Below are 17169 nucleotides of genomic sequence, written 5' to 3'. Positions count from 1 at the left end.
ATGACCATCCGTGTCCTGCTCGCCGACGACCAGGCCCTGCTGCGCAGCGCCTTCCGTGTGCTGGTCGACTCCGAGCCCGACATGGAGGTGGTCGGCGAGGCCTCCGACGGCGCCGAGGCGGTGCGGATGGCGAAGGAGCAGCACGTCGACGTGGTGCTGATGGACATCCGCATGCCCGGCACCGACGGCCTCGCCGCCACCCGCGCGATCAGCGCCGACCCCGACCTCGCCCACGTCCGGATCGTCATCCTGACCACCTTCGAGGTCGACGACTACGTGGTGCGGTCGCTGCGGGCCGGTGCCGCCGGCTTCCTCGGCAAGGGCAGCGAACCCGACGAACTGCTGAACGCGATCCGGGTCGCGGCCGACGGCGACGCCCTGCTCTCCCCGGCCGCCACCAAGGGCCTGATCGCCCGCTTCCTCGCCCAGGGCGGCGACCTCCCGGACGGCGACCGCGACCCGGCCCGCGCCGAGCGGCTGGAGGCGCTCACCGTCCGCGAGCGCGAGGTGCTGGTGCAGGTCGCCGGCGGGCACTCCAACGACGAGATCGCCGAGCGCCTCCAGGTCAGCCCGCTGACCGTCAAGACGCACGTCAACCGGGCCATGGCCAAGCTGGGCGCCCGCGACCGGGCCCAGCTGGTGGTGATCGCGTACGAGTCCGGGCTGGTACGTCCGAGGGTGGACTGACACCCGTACCGCACTACTCCACCCGCAGTATGCGCCGCATAAGGAAATGGACCTGCGGGCGACGGCCGGGCGGTCCGCGATGGACCAGGGTGTCAGGGTGGGCGCTCGCATGCGCCCACTGCTCCGCTCAGGCCACGGAAGAGAGACCCTGACCCATGTCCTGGCTGTCCAGATTCAGCCTCGCGCAACGGGCCCTGATAGGGCTGATGTCGATCATCGCGCTCGCCTTCGGGGCGATCGCGATCCCACAGCTCAAGCAGCAGCTGCTGCCCACCATCGAACTGCCCATGGTGTCGGTGATCGCGCCGTACCAGGGCGCGTCTCCGGACGTGGTCGAGAAGCAGGTCGTCGAACCGATCGAGAACAACCTGGAGGCGGTCGACGGCATCACCGGCGTCACCTCCACGGCCAGTGAGGGCAACGCCGTCATCATGGCGTCCTTCGACTACGGCAACGACACCGACCAGCTGGTCGCCAACGTCCAGCAGGCCGTCAACCGGGCCCGCGTCCAGCTCCCGGACGACGTCGACCCGCAGGTCGTCGCCGGCTCCACGGACGACATCCCGACCGTCGTGCTCGCCGTCACCTCCGACCGCGACCAGCAGGCCCTCGCCGACCAGCTCGACCGGACCGTCGTACCGGACCTCAAGGACATCGACGGCGTCGGCCAGGTCACCGTGGACGGCGTCCGCGACCTCGAAGTCGCCGTCACCCCGAACGACAAGAAGCTGGCCAAGGCCGGGCTGACCACCCAGTCCCTCGTCCAGGCGCTCCAGGCGGGCGGCGCCACCGTCCCCGCCGGCTCCTTCGACGAGGACGGCGCCAACCGCACCGTGCAGGTCGGCGGCGGCTTCACCTCGCTGAAGCAGATCCAGGACCTGATGGTCACCGGCGAGGGCGTCAAGAAGCCGGTCCGCCTCGGTGACGTGGCCGAGGTCGCACAGCAGCCGGCCCGCGCCGACGCCCTCACCCGCACCAACGGCGAGCCCAGCCTCGCCGTCATGGTCACCATGGACCGCGACGGCAGCGCGGTCGCCATCTCCGACGCGGTCCGCGACCAGCTGCCCGAGATGCGCGCCGACCTCGGCTCCGGCGCCACCGTCACGGTCGTCAGCGACCAGGGCCCGGCGGTGTCGAAGTCCATCGAGGGCCTGACGACGGAGGGCGCCCTCGGCCTGCTCTTCGCGGTCCTGGTGATCCTCGTCTTCCTGGCGTCGGTGCGCTCCACCCTGGTCACGGCCGTGTCGATCCCGCTCTCCGTGGTCCTCGCGCTGATCGTCCTGTGGACCCGCGACCTCTCCCTGAACGTCCTCACCCTCGGCGCGCTCACCATCGCCATCGGACGTGTCGTCGACGACTCCATCGTCGTCCTGGAGAACATCAAGCGGCACCTCGGCTACGGCGAGGAACGCCAGGAGGCCATCCTCAAGGCGGTCCGCGAGGTGGCCGGCGCGGTCACCTCCTCGACCCTCACCACCGTCGCCGTCTTCCTGCCGATCGGCCTGGTCGGCGGCATGGTGGGCGAGCTGTTCGGCTCGTTCTCGCTGACCGTCACCGCCGCCCTGCTGGCGTCCCTGCTGGTCTCCCTGACGGTCGTCCCGGTCCTCTCCTACTGGTTCCTGCGCCCCCCGAAGGGCACCCCGGAGGACGCCGACGAGGCGCGCCGGCTGGCCGAGGAGAAGGAGGCGAGGAGCAGGCTCCAGCGCTTCTACGTCCCCGTCCTGCGCTTCGCCACCCGCCGCCGCCTCACCAGCGTCGCGATCGCGGTCGTCGTCCTCATCGGCACGTTCGCCATGGCCCCGCTGCTGAAGACCAACTTCTTCGACCAGGGCGAGCAGGAAGTCCTCACCGTCAAGCAGGAGCTGAAGCCCGGCACCAGCCTCGCGGCGACCGACGCCCAGGCGAAGAAGGTCGAGAAGCTGCTCGCCGGCATCGACGGCGTCGAGGACTACCAGGTCACCGTCGGCTCCTCCGGCTTCATGGCGGCCTTCGGCGGCGGCACCGACAGCAACCAGGCGTCGTACTCCGTGAAGCTGGCCGACTCGGCGTCGTACGAGGACGTCGAGAAGGCCATCGACGAGGGCCTCAAGAAGCTCGACGGCATCGGTTCGACCACGATCGCCGCCGGTGACGGCTTCGGCAGCCAGGATCTCAGCGTGGTCGTGAAGGCCGCCGACGCGAAGGTGCTGCGCGAGGCCGCCGAAGAGGTCCGCGAGGCCGTGGCCGGCCTGGACGACGTCACCGACGTCGCCAGCGACCTCTCGCAGAGCGTCCCGCGGATCTCCGTCAAGGCCAACGAGAAGGCCGCCGCGGCCGGCTTCACCGACCAGACGCTCGGCGACGCCGTCACCCAGGCGGTGCGCGGCACCACCGCCGCGAAGGCCACCCTGGACGACACCGAACGCGACGTCGTCATCCGCTCGGCGCGCCCCGCGGAGACCCTGGCACAGCTGAAGAAGCTGCCCCTGGGCCCGGTGAAGCTCGGCGACATCGCGGACGTGCGGCTCGTCGACGGCCCGGTCTCCATGACCCGCATCGACGGCCAGCGCGCCGCCACCGTCACCGCCAGGCCGACCGGCGACAACACCGGCGCGGTCAGCGCCGACCTCCAGGCGAAGATCAACGCGCTGGACCTGCCGGAGGGCGCCACCGCCGAGATCGGCGGCGTCTCCGAGGACCAGGACGAGGCGTTCGCCAACCTCGGCCTCGCCATGCTGGCGGCGATCGCGATCGTCTTCATGCTGCTGGTCGCGACGTTCCGCTCGCTGGTCCAGCCGCTGATCCTGCTGGTCTCCATCCCGTTCGCCGCGACCGGCGCGATCGGCCTGCTGCTGGCCACCGGCACCCCGATGGGCGTCCCCGCGATGATCGGCATGCTGATGCTGATCGGCATCGTGGTCACCAACGCGATCGTGCTGATCGACCTGATCAACCAGTACCGGGCGCAGGGCTACGGCGTAGTCGAGGCGGTCGTCGAGGGCGGCCGCCACCGCCTGCGCCCCATCCTCATGACGGCCCTGGCGACCATCTTCGCCCTCCTCCCGATGGCCCTCGGCATCACTGGCGAAGGCGGCTTCATAGCCCAGCCGCTGGCCGTGGTCGTCATTGGCGGCCTGGTCACCTCCACCCTGCTGACCCTCCTCCTCGTCCCGACCCTCTACGCGATGCTGGAGCTCCGCAAGGAGCGGCGCGCGAAGAAGCGGGCGGCGAAGCGAGCGTCGAAGGCGGGCGTGCCGTCGCAGTCCTCCCCGGAGTCTTCGGGTGAGCCGGAGACGGCTCGCGTGTGACGCGTCCACGCGTGTGACACGTCCACAGTAAAGACGGCCGGGTTCCGCGAGAGCGGGGCCCGGCCGTTCTCGTTCAGGCGGTTCCCTGTGCGTCCTGCGTGAGGGCCTGGATGAGCCGCATCCAGTGAGACATGTGCTCCTGGCCATGGCGGGTGCTGAGGACGGCGAGTTCGGCGGTGAGGCGATTACGGGTGGCGGGGTCCGCCTCGGCCACGGCGGAGGCGAGAGCGTCCGGCTCCAGGGCTTCGGTGTCACCGGTGAGGAGGAGGGCGGCTTGAGTGTGGGCGGAGGCCGATGGCTGGTCGTCGAAGACCGATCCCTCGATGGCTGCGGCACGGGCCAATGCGTGGGCGTCACGGGCGTCCACGGCACGCGAGACGTAGTCCCGCAGCGCGCCGCGGTCCTGGACGCACTGGAAGGCGATGTCGATGCCCTCGGTGCGGGCGATGTGCAGGAGCGCGAGGTGCACGACCACCGTCGTCGTCATGGGCTCGACGGACGCGAGGAGGGCTTCCGCGGACTCCTCGAGGAGCAGCTCGCCGTTCTCCTGGAGGAAGCTCCTCGCACTGTCCCAGGTCTCGCAGGTCAACCACTCCTGGAGACAGGTCATGACGATCAGTGGCTGGAATGCGGCATCCCGGCCCTCGGAAAGGACGGCCTCCCGCAAGACCTGGTGCTGTGCGGCGACCGGCCACGCGAGAGCCAGCTCCGCGAGAGCGATCGAGGCATCGTCGGAAGCGAGGACTTCCGAATGCCGTGTCCAGAAAGCCCGGCTGTCCGCCCAGGAAGGCGTGTTCACCCAGCCGAGGACCAGGTCCAGGGTCTCCTGCGGGAGAGACAGCCAGTCAGGAGCGGTCCTGCCCGTCTCTCCCTGCCACTCCCGATCCAGAAGATCGCGGTCGGAGGGCGACTTGCGAGCCCAGTTGCGTAGGGTCTGGCGGGCGCGCACGGTCACATCGCCGGGCCGGTCGGGCGACTCGCCGACAGTCATACGGATGAGTTCTCGCAGGCCGACTGTCCGGTTGGGCTCGGGACGTCCGAGCCGGAAGACCTCACGCTCGTAGCTGATCCTGCTTGCGGCGGCGGGGTGTGCCGTGGCGAGTTCGCCGGCCGCAGACGTGTAGGCCCGTAGGGAAGCTGATTCGTTTCCAGTGTCGGCCAGGTGTGCTGCGAGGTTGTTGAGGGCCATGACCAGGTCGTGGAGGTACGCGGCGGGGTTGGCGCCGGCGAGTTGCGTGTAGTGGCGTACGGCTTCCTGGGCGGGTTCGAGTGCGCCTTGGCGGTCCCCGACTCCGGCCAGGTGCGCGGCGAGGTTGTTGAGTGATCCCGCGAGGTTGGGCAGGTGGGCGGCGGGGTTGGTCTCGGCGAGTTGGGTGTAGTGGCGTAAGGCTTCGCGGGCGGGTTCGAGTGCGCCTTGGCGGTCCCCGACTCCGGCCAGGTGCGCGGCGTAGTTGTTGAGTGCCATGGCGAGGTCGGAGAGGTGGGCGGCGGGGTTGCTGTCGGCGAGTTGGGTGTAGTGCTGTACGGCCCTGTGGGCGGCTTCGAGTGCGCCTTGGGGGTCTCCCGTTCCGGCCAGGCGGTTGGCGAGGTTGTTGAGTGCCATGGCGAGGTTGGGCAGGTGGGCGGCGGGGTTGGTGTCGGCGAGTTGGGTGTGGTGCTGTACGGCTTCGCGGGCGTGTTCGAGCGCGCCTTGGCGGTCCCCTGCGTCGGCAAGACGGTTGGAGAGGTTGTTGAGCGAGGAGGCGAGGTCGGGTAGGTAGGCGGCGGGGTTGGTGCGGGCGAGGTGGCGTCGGATGCGTACGGCTTCTTGGGCGGGTTCGAGTGCGCCTTGGCGGTCTCCTAGGTCGGCCAGGTGGCTGGCGAGGTTGTTGAGTGCCATGGCGAGGTCGGGGAGGTGAGCTGCGGGGTTGGTTTCGGCGAGTTGGGTGTAGTGGTGTACGGCTTCTTGCGCGGGTTCGAGTGCGCCTTGGCGGTCCCCTAGGTCGGCCAGATGGTTGGCGAGGTTGTTGAGTGATCCGGCGAGGTCGGGTAGGTAGGCGGCGGGGTTGGTGTGGGCGAGGTGGCGTCGGATGCGTACGGCTTCCTGGGCGGGTTCGAGCGCGCCTCTGCGGTCCCCTATGCCCGCCAGGTGCGCGGCGAGGTTGTTGAGTGCCATGGCGAGGTTGGGAAGGTAGGCGGCGGCGTTGGTGTGGGCGAGCTGGGTGTAGTGCTGTACGGCTTCGCGGGCGGGTGCGAGTGCGCCTTGGCGGTCCCCGTGGTCGGCCAGACGGTTGGAGAGGTTGTTGAGCGAGGTGGCGAGGTCGGGTAGGTAGGCGGCGGGGTGGGTGTGGGCGAGCTGGCGTCGGATGCGTACGGCTTCTTGAGCATGTTCGAGTGCGCCCCGGCGGTCCCCTGTGTCGGCCAGATGATTGGCCAGGTTGTTGAGTGATGCGGCGAGGTCGGGGTTGTAGGCGGCGGGGTTGGTACGGACAAGGTGGCGTCGGATGCGTACGGCTTCCTGAGCGGGCGCGAGTGCGCCTTGGCGATCACCGGTGCCGGCCAGGTGGCTGGCGAGGTTGTTGAGTGCACTGGCGAGGTCGGGAAGGTAGGCGGTGAGGTTGGTTTCGGCGAGTTGGGTGTAATGGCGTACGGCTTCCTGGGCGGGTGCGAGTGCGCCTCGGCGGTCCCCAGCGTCAGCCATGTGCGCGGCGAGGTTGTTGAGTGCCATGGCGAGGTCGGCAAGATGAGCGGTGGGGTCGTTGTCGGCAAGTTGGGTGTAGTGGCGTACGGCTTCTTGGACTGGCTCAAGGGCGCCGAGGCGGTCTCCGATGTTCGCCAGGTAGGCGGCGTGGTTGTTGAGTGATCCGGCGAGATCGGGAAGATGTGCGGGGTCTGCTTCAGCCACGTCTCTGAAGACGTCGACCGCCTCCTGGGACAACTCCAGGGCCGCCGTGTGCTGTGCGCTCTCCGACAAGGTCGTCGCGAGATTCAGCAGCGCCTCCGCAAGCAGAGGACGCGCGTTGTCGGAGTCCCACTCCGCAAGCTCACGCAGCAAGTCGATGCCCGGCCCGGGAGTGCTGGCCCATACCGCGTGACGCGCCAGCCACGTTTGTACGTACGGATCGACTCGCTCCCAATGGCCGACCTCGGCCTGTCGTCGGAGGAGATCCACGATTGCCCGCAGCACCACTGTTGCGGCGGCCGCGCCCGTAGGGCCTTTGCGCTTCCGCAGATGAGTGACGAACTCCCGGTGATACAACCGGTACACCGCCTGCGGACCCGCGCTGTCCTCCACGATGTAGCGGCCGTACTCGGCGAGCACCCAGTCGACGTCAGCCTCGTCGTAGCAGACCCCCTCCCCGCCGAGCGCCGACGCCACCGTCTCCCACACTCCGCCCGCCGGCATTCCGCGTCCGGCGGCCCACGCGAGTGCCGTCAGGAGGTCCCGGGCCGCGGACGGAAGCTCGGTGCCGTCGGCGCGATTCCGCCGTGCTCCGCCGCGCAGGTCTTCCTCGAACGCGGCTTCCACGGAGTCCGGCAGCCCGGCGAGCAGGTCATCCGCGGAGACGGCGCCTTCCTTGAGCCGGGCGATGAGGAAACCGGTCACCAGCCGGGCGAAGAGGAAGCCCCCGCCCTGTGCCGTCGCACGGTTCGCCAAGGCCTCGGCGACTTCGGTGCCGTCGACCCCGGCCGCCTCGCAGCGACGCCGTACGTACTCCGCGATGTCGTCCCGAGTGCCCGGCTCGTTCTCCAGATCGACCCTGTGGACGCTGTCACCGATGTGCTGGACCAAGGCGTCGTAAAGGGTCGTGTCGGGCTTCAGCAGATTACGGAAGGGCCGTTCCCTGGAGCCGACCAGCACCGGGAGCATCCGGCTCAGCGGGAAGACCAGTTCCTCGATGACACTCTGGGTGTGTTCGGCCGGCACCTCGTCGAGTCCGTCCAGGACCACCACGGGAGGCTCCGGCAGGTCCCGGAGTTCGGCTCTGAGAGCGTCCGCGTTCCTCGGCTCGCCGAGGCCGAGCTGAGCGGCGATGTCCGCCGCCACCTGAGTCGCGTCCAGGCCTCGCATGTGCACGGCGGCGAAGGTCCGGGCGGGCCGCTCACCGGGATCCGGATCTCCTTCCCGGATCGCCCCCTGTTCCTCGGCCCGCCTGCGCTGCGCGGGGTCCGCGAGCGTGGCTACCCGTCCCAGCACCGCCGACTTGCCGCATCCCGCCGGACCGGTGACCAGGAAGAGACCGGGCGCCGCCGTCCGCATCCATCCGACGATTTCGCCGAGCACCCGCTCCCGGCCGGTGAAGAACCAGCCCTCCTCCTGATGCCCCACGCCGCGTGCCGCAAGGACCAGGTGCTCGACCAGAACCGGTGGTGCGGCCGGGTCGGACTTCGGGTTGGGGAACGCCGGCCGCTCGTCGCCGACCGCCACCCTCTCCGGCGTCTGCTTGTCCTCCGCCCAGTGGCTTCGGACCGCCGCCATCAGGTCGGTACCGGTGACCAGCTCGTTGTGAGCGCTCCACGCGGTGCGGTAGTGGTCGGTGTGCGGGCCTGTGGCGAGTGCCTGCGCCACGGCCTCCATCAACGGCCCGTAGCCTTCACCAAGTTCACCGGGACGGCAACTGGCCATCACGCCGAGCCATTTGGAGCGTCCTTGAGGCAGTGACGTCTTCCGCAGATTGTCCAAGGCGCGGTCGACACTCGGGGCGAGACCGGCCCCCGAATGGCAGGTGTCCAGCACCAGCAGTGTCTGATCGGCACCAGAGGCCATGGCCGTGTCGACGAGCTCCTGGGCGGAGACGCCGTGTTCCCGCAGCAGCATCGCGCGTTCGAACTGGTTCCCGGTCAGTTTCAGATCACCGAGCACCAGCCTCAGCTCCTGGCCGTCCAGCTCGCCGTGTCCCGACCAGAGGATCAGCGCCGGACCGTTCCCGCCCTCCCGCTGCCAGAAGGTCCGCCACTCCTCCTTCTCCCGCCGGAAGGCCGCCTTGTCCGGGTCCTTATCCGCTCCCACCACCCGAACCACGAACCCGAGGCCCCGCAACCGCTCCGCGATCCCCAGCATCTGCTCCCGCGCGCCGGTCAGCCGACGTGACGCGGGCGCGTCCTCGTACGCCTCGCAGACCACGCACAGCGCCGTCGCCAGGTACGCCTCAGCCGACGGCTCACTCACAGCCCACCACCAGCACCAGCGCCGTCACCGTCCGCTCGGGCCGACTCCCGGCCCCCACCTTCAGCCGGTGCACGCCCGGTGCGAGACCGGTCAGGGCGGTGACGTAGCGCCCGCCGTCCAGATTCCGCAGTGGAATCACCCCGCCCTCCCCGTCCTCGGGGTCCACCCGAACCCCCACGGCCAGCTCCGCGTACCCGGGGGAGTCCCGCGCGGCCGTCACCACCACCTCGCACGGCTCGCCCTCGGCCACCACGTCGGGCACCCGCACACCCAGCGCCGTCGTCTCGTCGCCCGGCCCCCGGTGATAGACCGGTGCGCCCGCCAGCCACCCCGACAACCCCTCCCGCACAGCCCGGTTGTTCTGCAACGAGCCGTGCTGCTCCCACGGCGTGTACGCGGGCCGTCCCGCCCCCACGTGCGCACTGGACAGCGCGGGCACCCGGCCGTCGCCGCCCTCGTCGGCGCCGTCGATGGTGAGCAGAGGGGTCAGTCGCCCCGCACCGTCGACGACGGCCGTGGTGGGCGTCGGTTGCAGCGCGCCGCTGACCGGCGCGTACTCCACGCCGTAGGCGGCCCCCGCGCGGGACTCCCGCAGGTCCGAGTGGAACGTCTGCGCGTCGTCCAGCAACTCCGCGTCCAGCCCCGGTAGCCCGGTCACCTCACGCGCGTAGTGCAGTCCCGTCCGACCGGGCACGCCGTCCAGGCAGGCGTAGTCGGGGCTGAGCTGGTGCAGCGACGGCAGGCTGCGGGCGAAGTCCGACAGGTTCAGCGGCACCAGGCGGGCGAGGCCGCCCCGCAGCTCGCTCACCCGCAGTCCGTTCACCAGATACAACAGCGCGTCCAGCGACCCCCGGTACGGCGTCCCCAGGGTCACCACCCGGCGGGTGATCTCCGCGCCGCCGCCCAGTTCGACGTACTGCCGGGCCACCAGCCCGCCCATCGAGTGGCAGACGAAGACGACCTTGGCGTCCGGGTGCCCGGCCTCCCGCCACCGGTCCAGCTCTTCGCTCACCCGCTCGCCCAGCCGCTCGGCGTTGTAGCGGCAGGACAACCGCCAGTCGTACGCGAAGGCGATCAGATTGGCCGGCGTGCTCGGGTCGTCGCCGGGTGGGCGGAGGTCCAGGGTGAAGTGCCGTCGCAGCCAGCCGAGCAGGTCCGTGTATCCCTCGACGAGCGGGGAGAGCCCCGGCAGGCCGTGGACGTCTCGCATCACGCCCACCGGCCGTACGCCGTCCCCGGGGTGGCCGTCCAGCACCCCCCTCGGCAGTGCCAGGTCCTTCAGGGAGCCGCCCAGGGTCCTGATGCCCCGTAACAGCGCCTCGCCCGACGGCCCCCACACCTCCCTGCCGTCCGCGTCCGCCAGCCGGCTCCCCATGATGCCGGGGACCACCACCACGAGGTCGTCCACCTGGTTGCGCCCTGTCGCCATTCCGCCCCCGTGCGTGCACGTGCTGTGAGGAGCCAAGCGTAGTGACGCGCGCGGGAAATGAGGCCCCGTCCGGCAACGAGCGCCCCCGCTTCCGCGGTGTGGACGCCGTCGGGCGGATACCGACGGTTACGTATCCTGTGGCCTCGAACTGCTCAACGGGGGAGAGGATCGGGCGGTGGCGCTGTACAGGGACGATCCGCGGTCGGTCGGCGGGTACAGGCTCGTCGACCGGCTCGGGGCCGGGGGCATGGGGGTCGTCTACCGGGGCAGGTCGCGGTCCGGGCGCGAGGTCGCCGTGAAGGTGGTGCACGCCCAATACGCGCAGGACCCGGTCTTCCGCACCCGCTTCCGGCAGGAGATCGAGGCGGTCCGCCGGGTCAGCGGCGCCTTCACCGCGCCGGTGCTGGACGCCGACGCGGAGGCGGGGCGGCCGTGGATGGCGACGCAGTACGTGCCCGGCCGCTCGCTCGCCGAGCGGATACGGGAGCACGGCCCGCTGCGCGACGCCGAGTTGCGCCGGCTCGCGCTGGGGCTGGTGGAGGCACTGCGGGACATCCATCGGGCCGGGGTGGTGCACCGGGACCTCAAGCCGGCCAACGTCCTGATGGCCGAGGACGGGCCGCGTGTCATCGACTTCGGCATCTCACGCGCCACCGAGAACCTCACGCTGACCGAGACGGGCCAGATGATCGGCACCCCGCCGTTCATGTCGCCGGAGCAGTTCACCGACGCCCGCGCGGTCGGCCCGGCCTCGGACGTCTTCTCGCTGGGCGCGCTGCTGGCGTTCGCGACGACGGGCCGCGGCCCGTTCGAGGCGGAGAGCCCGTATCTGACGGCGTATCGGGTCATCAACGACGAGCCGGTGCTGGACGGCGTCCCGCGGCAGCTGCGCGAGATCCTGGAGCGGTGTCTGGCCAAGGAGCGCGCCGACCGGCCCGCTCTGGAGGAGCTGGCCGGCGAGTTCGCCGCCGCGCTGCCCGAACCGGCGCCGGGCGACGCGCCGACGGTGACCCTGCGGCTGGATCCGCCGGAGGCGGAGACGACCCACCCGGGCGGCCCGGCCGATCCGGCGACCGGCGGGTCCGGTGTCCGGCGGAGCGGGATCCGGCCGCTGCTGGCCGCCACCGGCACGGTCGGCGCGCTCGCCCTGGGTCTGGTGGCGTATCTGATGGGGCCCGGCGCGCAGGGCGGGGCGACGCCCGGCGGCTCGGCGGATCCCACACCGACGGCGGTCTCGCGGTGGGGTGAGCTGCCGCAGGGCTGGCGGTCCTGGCGGACGACGGTGTTCGAGAAGGCGCCGCGCGGTGCGCGCAGCCCGCTCGGCGGCATCGGCGCGAGCACCGGGCCGCAGTGTCTGCTGGCGGGCGACGCGGTCTACTGCGGCGGCGACGCCATGCTGCCGGTGCGGCTCGATGCGCTCACCGGGAAGACGGTCTGGCGTGCCGACCTGCTGCCCGACGGGGTGGACGCCGAGCGGTGGAACGCCGGCGAGGTCCTCGGGGTGCGGGACGGCGTGGTCGTCGTACGGCAGTCCGTCGCCGACGCGAACCAGGAGAACGAGGAGATCACCGTCACCGGCCTCGACGCGGCGACCGGCGAGCGCCGGTGGAGCCGCGTGGTGCGCGAGGACTACGGCACCGTCCAGTACCTCGACGGCCTGGTCCTCCACCAGGCGTCCGACGGCCGCTCGGTCACCGCCCGCTCCGCGCGCACCGGCGAGCGGCGCTGGACGGCGGAGCTCCCGGCGAACCACTACTGCACCTTCCTGGAGCCGGCCTCGCAGGGCGGCCAGGAGCTGTACGCGGACTGCTCGTCCGAGGCCTCCGAGGCGTCGGTGCTCCTGCTCCTCGACCCGGGCGACGGCTCGGCGCGCCGGTTGACCATGCCCTTCGAGAGCACCCTGTTCGGGGCCGCGGACGGCCGGCTGGTCTTCATGGAGTGGGCGGAGGGCTCGGGCCTGGGCTTCGCGGACGCCGCGTACCGGGCGGTGCTGCTGGTCGACCCGGACACCGGGAACCGCAAGCGGGTGAAGCTGGCCGCCGAGTTCGAGGGGAACGTCGTGCTGGCCGACGACACCCTGTGGATCACCACGTCCAACGGGGTCGTACGGGCCGTCTCGCCGACGACGGGCAAGGAGCTGTGGCGGACCGGGACCACGCTGGAGCAGCCGGGCGAGGCGGTGCTCGATCCGCGGGGACGCACACTGTTCCTCGCCAGCCTGAGCGGGCGGGTGGCGGCGCTCGACGCCCGTGAGGGCACCCCGCTGTGGGAGACGTATCCGCGGGCCGAGCGGGTCACAGCCAACGGCTGGGCCGGGCCCGAGGTGTTCCTGAACGAGGGCAGCCTCGTCGTGGCCACCCCGGACGGCACCGTCTTCTCCCTCGATCCCGGTCACCCCGACGCGAAGCCCGCATCGGGGTGACCGGGGCCGGGACGGCTACGGCTACGGCAGCGCCAGCATCCGCTCCAGCGCCAGCTTGGCGAACGCCTCGGTCTCCGGGTCGACCTCGATGCGGTTGACGAGGTTGCCCTCGGCCAGCGACTCCAGGGCCCAGACCAGGTGGGGGAGGTCGATGCGGTTCATCGTGGAGCAGAAGCAGACCGTCTTGTCGAGGAAGACGATCTCCTTGCCCTCGGGGGCGAAACGGTTCGCCAGACGGCGGACCAGGTTCAGCTCGGTGCCGATGGCCCACTTGGAGCCGGCCGGGGCCGCCTCCAGCGCCTTGATGATGTACTCCGTCGAGCCGACGTAGTCCGCCGCGGCCACGACCTCGTGCTTGCACTCGGGGTGCACCAGGACGTTCACGCCCGGGATGCGCTCGCGCACGTCGTTCACCGAGTCGAGGCTGAAGCGGCCGTGCACCGAGCAGTGGCCGCGCCACAGGATCATCTTCGCGGCGCGCAGCTCGTCGGCGGTCAGGCCGCCGTTCGGCTTGTGCGGGTTGTAGACGACGCAGTCGTCCAGGGACATGCCCATGTCGCGGACGGCGGTGTTGCGGCCCAGGTGCTGGTCGGGCAGGAACAGCACCTTCTCGCCCTGCTCGAACGCCCAGTCGAGGGCGCGCTTGGCGTTGGAGGAGGTGCAGATGGTGCCGCCGTGCTTGCCGGTGAAGGCCTTGATGTCCGCGGACGAGTTCATGTACGAGACGGGGACGACCTGATCGGCGATCCCGGCCTCGGTCAGCACGTCCCAGCACTCCGCGACCTGCTCGGCCGTCGCCATGTCGGCCATGGAGCAGCCGGCGGCGAGGTCGGGCAGGACGACCTTCTGGTCGTCGGAGGTGAGGATGTCCGCGGACTCCGCCATGAAGTGGACACCGCAGAAGACGATGTACTCGGCCTCAGGGCGGGCGGCCGCGTCCCGGGCCAGCTTGAAGGAGTCGCCCGTGACGTCGGCGAACTGGATGACCTCGTCGCGCTGGTAGTGGTGGCCGAGCACGAAGACCTTGTCGCCCAGCTTCTCCTTGGCCGCGCGGGCGCGCTCCACCAGGTCCGGGTCGGACGGCGAGGGCAGGTCGCCGGGACACTCCACGCCACGCTCGCTCCTCGGGTCGGCCTCGCGGCCGAGGAGCAGCAGGGCGAGGGGCGTCGGCTGTACGTCGAGCTCCTGGGTCTGGGCGGTGGTCACGACACGCACCCTTTCTTTTCTGCGGCTCGCCGGTCCGGGAGACCGGACCGGCGGGTGGCGGGACAGCGTTGCGCGCTTTTCGTCGAATTGACGCTATCTATCATAACCGCTTCACGTCACGTTGACGATGTCCATTGCGTCGATGTGACGTGAATCCCGATGTCCGGAACGTCGCCTTGTCCCCGGGCCCGCACCGAGGCGCTGTCCGCCCGCGCGGGCATGTGCGAGCATGAAAAGAAGCCAAGGAGAAAAGACTCGGGTCCGTCCCGGAATGAATCCGCGGCCCCGCCGGTTGCAACCGTCGGCAAGCAGTCTCCGTACAACCCGGGAGAGATGTAGATGTCCGTATCGGACGAGACCAGCACCGTCACCGACGGCATCATCCTGTCCGACGCCGCCGCGGCGAAGGTCAAGGCCCTGCTCGACCAGGAAGGCCGTGACGACCTGGCCCTGCGTGTCGCCGTTCAGCCCGGCGGCTGCTCCGGCCTGCGCTACCAGCTCTTCTTCGACGAGCGCTCGCTCGACGGCGACGTCGTCAAGGACTTCGGCGGCGTCAAGGTCGTCACCGACCGTATGAGCGCCCCGTACCTGGGCGGCGCGTCCATCGACTTCGTGGACACCATCGAGAAGCAGGGCTTCACGATCGACAACCCGAACGCGACCGGTTCCTGCGCCTGCGGCGACTCCTTCAGCTGAGCCGAGTGACGTGGAAGGCGGCGGCCCCCTCGGGGGCCGCCGCCTTCGCGTAGGTACGTACGGCCGCGTTCCTACCGCGGTGCCGGCAGCCGCGCGCCCGGCTTCTCCAGCGGGACCGGCTCGCCGTCGGTGCCGACCACCTCGCGGTCGCCGAGCGGCCCGTCCAGCTCGACCGTGCGGTGCTGCACCTTGGCGATCATGATGCAGACCTTGTCCGGCCAGGGCGTCTCGGTCACCGTGACCGTCACCCGGCCCGCGCTCTCCGTCGCCGTCGCCTCGTAGTCGGAGCAGACCCCGCCGGTGAAGGCCACGGTCAGCTCGTCGCCCTCGGCGGTGTAGCCCTCCACCGTCACGTCCCGGCTCTCACCCGGCTGCCCCGACTCCGGCCCCGTCGGCCGCGGGCTCGGGTTCTCGGTCGGTGCCCCGGACGGCGTGGACGAGGTCAGATACCTCGGGTCGACCGCCGGATACGTCACCGTGAAGGTGTCCGCCGCCCCCGGCGCCCGCACCTCGAACAGCCAGGACGGCACCAGCGTCGGCCGCGCGTCCACGAAGTGCGAGGCCAGCCCGAACGTCGCGTTCTCCACGGTGATCACCTGCCGCGGCGCGGCCGTCGGTGCGTCCGTCAGCGCGCCCGCCTCCGCGTCCGTCTCGCAGGGCGCCTGCTGCCGCTCCTCCGCCCCGTCCAGCGGTACGGGACTGGCGCAGCCGCCGATGCTCGCACCCCGGCCCGGCTCCTGGGCGCCGTTCAGCCGATCCAGCGTCCGGCGGGCGTCCAGGACGGGATACGTGTCCCCCTTCACCGGCGCCCCGAGCTGGCCGCTGCCGGTCACCACCTCGCCCTGCGCGCTGACGGTCAGGCCGGTCGGCCAGCCGTAGGTCGGCAGCCCGCCGACCACCGGGTCCACGTTCACCACCCGCTGCGCGCCCATCACCTGCGAGGCGTCCGCGCGGGCGGAGTCCAGCCCGACCGCCTTCAGCACCGGCGCGGCGGCCTTGCGTGCCGCCGCCTCGCTCACCGGGTCGGCGGAGGCGGGGCCGGGCGACTCCTCGCAGACCGTGGCGCTCCGGCAGTCGTCCGTGTCGGGGGCGTACCGGGTGAAGGTCCAGGTGCCCGGCGCCTGCCTGTTCACCTGGAGACTCGGGCCCTGGCCGTCCTTGCCGGAACCGACCTTCCAGGCCTGCCCCTCCGCCACCGGCGTCCCGTCCACGCCGAGCGCCGCGGCCAGCCGCGCGACCTCCGCCTCGCCGACCTCGCCCTTCGCCCAGTGGACGGGCGCCGAGCCGGGGCCCTTCGGCAGCGAGCCGGAGGCCTGGTACGTCACACCGCGGGGGTCGGGCTCGCCGGGCGCGATCCCGTTGCCCGCGCCCTCCGCGTAACCGTCGAGCGCGAGCGGCGGCGGCGAACCGTCGTCCCCGGCGGGCGCGCCGGACTCCCTGTCCCCGGACCCTCCGCCACCCGCCGACGCGGCGAGGTACGTCCCACCACCGCCGACCAGCAGCACCGCCGCGGCCACGGAGGCGATCACGGCGGGGGAGCGGCGCCGGGAGCGGACAGCGCCGTCGGGGGAGTGGGTCTGGTCCGCGCGGGTGACGTCCGGAGTGTCGGAGTCGTGGGAGGCATCGACATCGGAGTCGGCGTCGACATCGGCGTGGACATCGGAGTCGGCGTCGACATCGGAGTCGGCGTCGGAGTCGCGCGGAGTGCCGGCGTCGACCGGCGCGGTGGTGTCGTCGGGCCCGGTGGTGCCGGGAACGTCGGCTTCCGCGCCCGACGCCTCCTCGGATGCCTCCGGACGGGCGTCGTCCGCGTCGCCCGTGTCGTCCGGCGCACCGGCTCGCCCGGCCGTGTCTTTCCGCGTGTCGTCCCGCGTGTCGTCCCGACCCCGCGAGGCGTCCTCGCTCCGGCCGGCGGGCCCCGGCTCGCCCACGACCTCGTCGTCGTTGTCGGGTCGCTCGGTGTTCACCGCATCGCTCCTTCGGCCGCACAGCTGTTACGGGGGACAGCGATGGGACGTGGCGGAGGAGCGTGCGGTTCCCGTCGGACGGCCGCCTCAGTCGCCGTAGTCGGACATCGCGTCCAGAAGCCGGGCGGAGGCCGGCGGCACGGACACGCCGTGGATCAGGGACGGAGGGACGGGCAGCGCCGCGCCGTGGTCCGGAACCGACCAGTGCGGGGCCATCCGGGCGCAGTCGCCGCGCAGCGAGGCCAGATCGCCTTCGAGGTCGGCGAGCGCGGCAGCGGGCGCGGGAGCGTCGAGGTTCGTCATAGCGGCACCGTAAGCACGCGGCG

The 17169-nt window shown here is 71.4% G+C and carries 9 protein-coding genes; 4 read left to right on the top strand and 5 right to left on the bottom strand.

Features of this window, described 5'->3' with window-relative positions; all coding sequences use genetic code 11:
* Together ABT232_RS25560 and ABT232_RS25555 are read left to right on the top strand one after the other, a co-directional pair.
* Complete coding sequence (locus ABT232_RS25560) at positions 1-687, top strand: response regulator (protein WP_351843819.1); 687 nt, start codon at positions 1-3, stop codon at positions 685-687.
* A 155-nt stretch (positions 688-842) separates the two neighbouring features.
* Positions 843-3974, top strand: a complete 3132-nt coding sequence (locus ABT232_RS25555) for an efflux RND transporter permease subunit (RefSeq protein ID WP_351843817.1) — start codon at positions 843-845, stop codon at positions 3972-3974.
* 73 nt (positions 3975-4047) lie between these two features.
* Here ABT232_RS25555 and ABT232_RS25550 read toward each other — a convergent pair whose 3' ends face one another.
* Together ABT232_RS25550 and ABT232_RS25545 are read right to left on the bottom strand one after the other, a co-directional pair.
* Entirely contained in the window at positions 4048-9123 is a 5076-nt protein-coding gene (locus ABT232_RS25550; RefSeq protein WP_351843815.1) for a tetratricopeptide repeat protein, read from the bottom strand.
* A complete protein-coding gene (locus tag ABT232_RS25545; protein ID WP_351843813.1) occupies positions 9116-10552 on the bottom strand; it encodes an esterase/lipase family protein in 1437 nt (478 codons plus the stop codon). The genes ABT232_RS25550 and ABT232_RS25545 overlap by 8 nt, the downstream gene beginning before the upstream one ends.
* A 175-nt stretch (positions 10553-10727) precedes the next feature.
* On the opposite strand from ABT232_RS25545, the gene ABT232_RS25540 reads away from it, so the two are divergent.
* A complete protein-coding gene (locus ABT232_RS25540; RefSeq protein WP_351843811.1) occupies positions 10728-12974 on the top strand; it encodes a serine/threonine-protein kinase in 2247 nt (748 codons plus the stop codon).
* Positions 12975-12995: 21 nt separating this feature from the next.
* Here ABT232_RS25540 and nadA read toward each other — a convergent pair whose 3' ends face one another.
* Entirely contained in the window at positions 12996-14180 is a 1185-nt protein-coding gene (gene nadA / locus ABT232_RS25535; protein WP_351843809.1) for a quinolinate synthase NadA, read from the bottom strand.
* Between the two features lie 339 nt (positions 14181-14519).
* On the opposite strand from nadA, the gene ABT232_RS25530 reads away from it, so the two are divergent.
* Positions 14520-14876 (top strand): iron-sulfur cluster assembly accessory protein, encoded by a 357-nt coding sequence (locus tag ABT232_RS25530; RefSeq protein WP_030582488.1) that lies wholly within the window; start codon positions 14520-14522, stop codon positions 14874-14876.
* A gap of 71 nt (positions 14877-14947) precedes the next feature.
* Here ABT232_RS25530 and ABT232_RS25525 read toward each other — a convergent pair whose 3' ends face one another.
* Both ABT232_RS25525 and ABT232_RS25520 read right to left on the bottom strand, forming a co-directional pair.
* Positions 14948-16843: a hypothetical protein gene (locus ABT232_RS25525; RefSeq protein WP_351843807.1), complete on the bottom strand. Its 1896-nt coding sequence runs from the start codon at positions 16841-16843 to the stop codon at positions 14948-14950.
* 87 nt (positions 16844-16930) lie between these two features.
* Positions 16931-17146, bottom strand: coding sequence for a hypothetical protein (locus ABT232_RS25520; protein WP_351843804.1), 216 nt, complete (start codon positions 17144-17146; stop codon positions 16931-16933).
* Positions 17147-17169 lie beyond the last annotated feature (23 nt).

The sequence above is a fragment of the Streptomyces sp. NPDC001532 genome (genome assembly GCF_040298625.1).
Lineage (GTDB): Bacteria > Actinomycetota > Actinomycetes > Streptomycetales > Streptomycetaceae > Streptomyces.
This window is presented reverse-complemented; position numbering and strand designations above follow the sequence as displayed.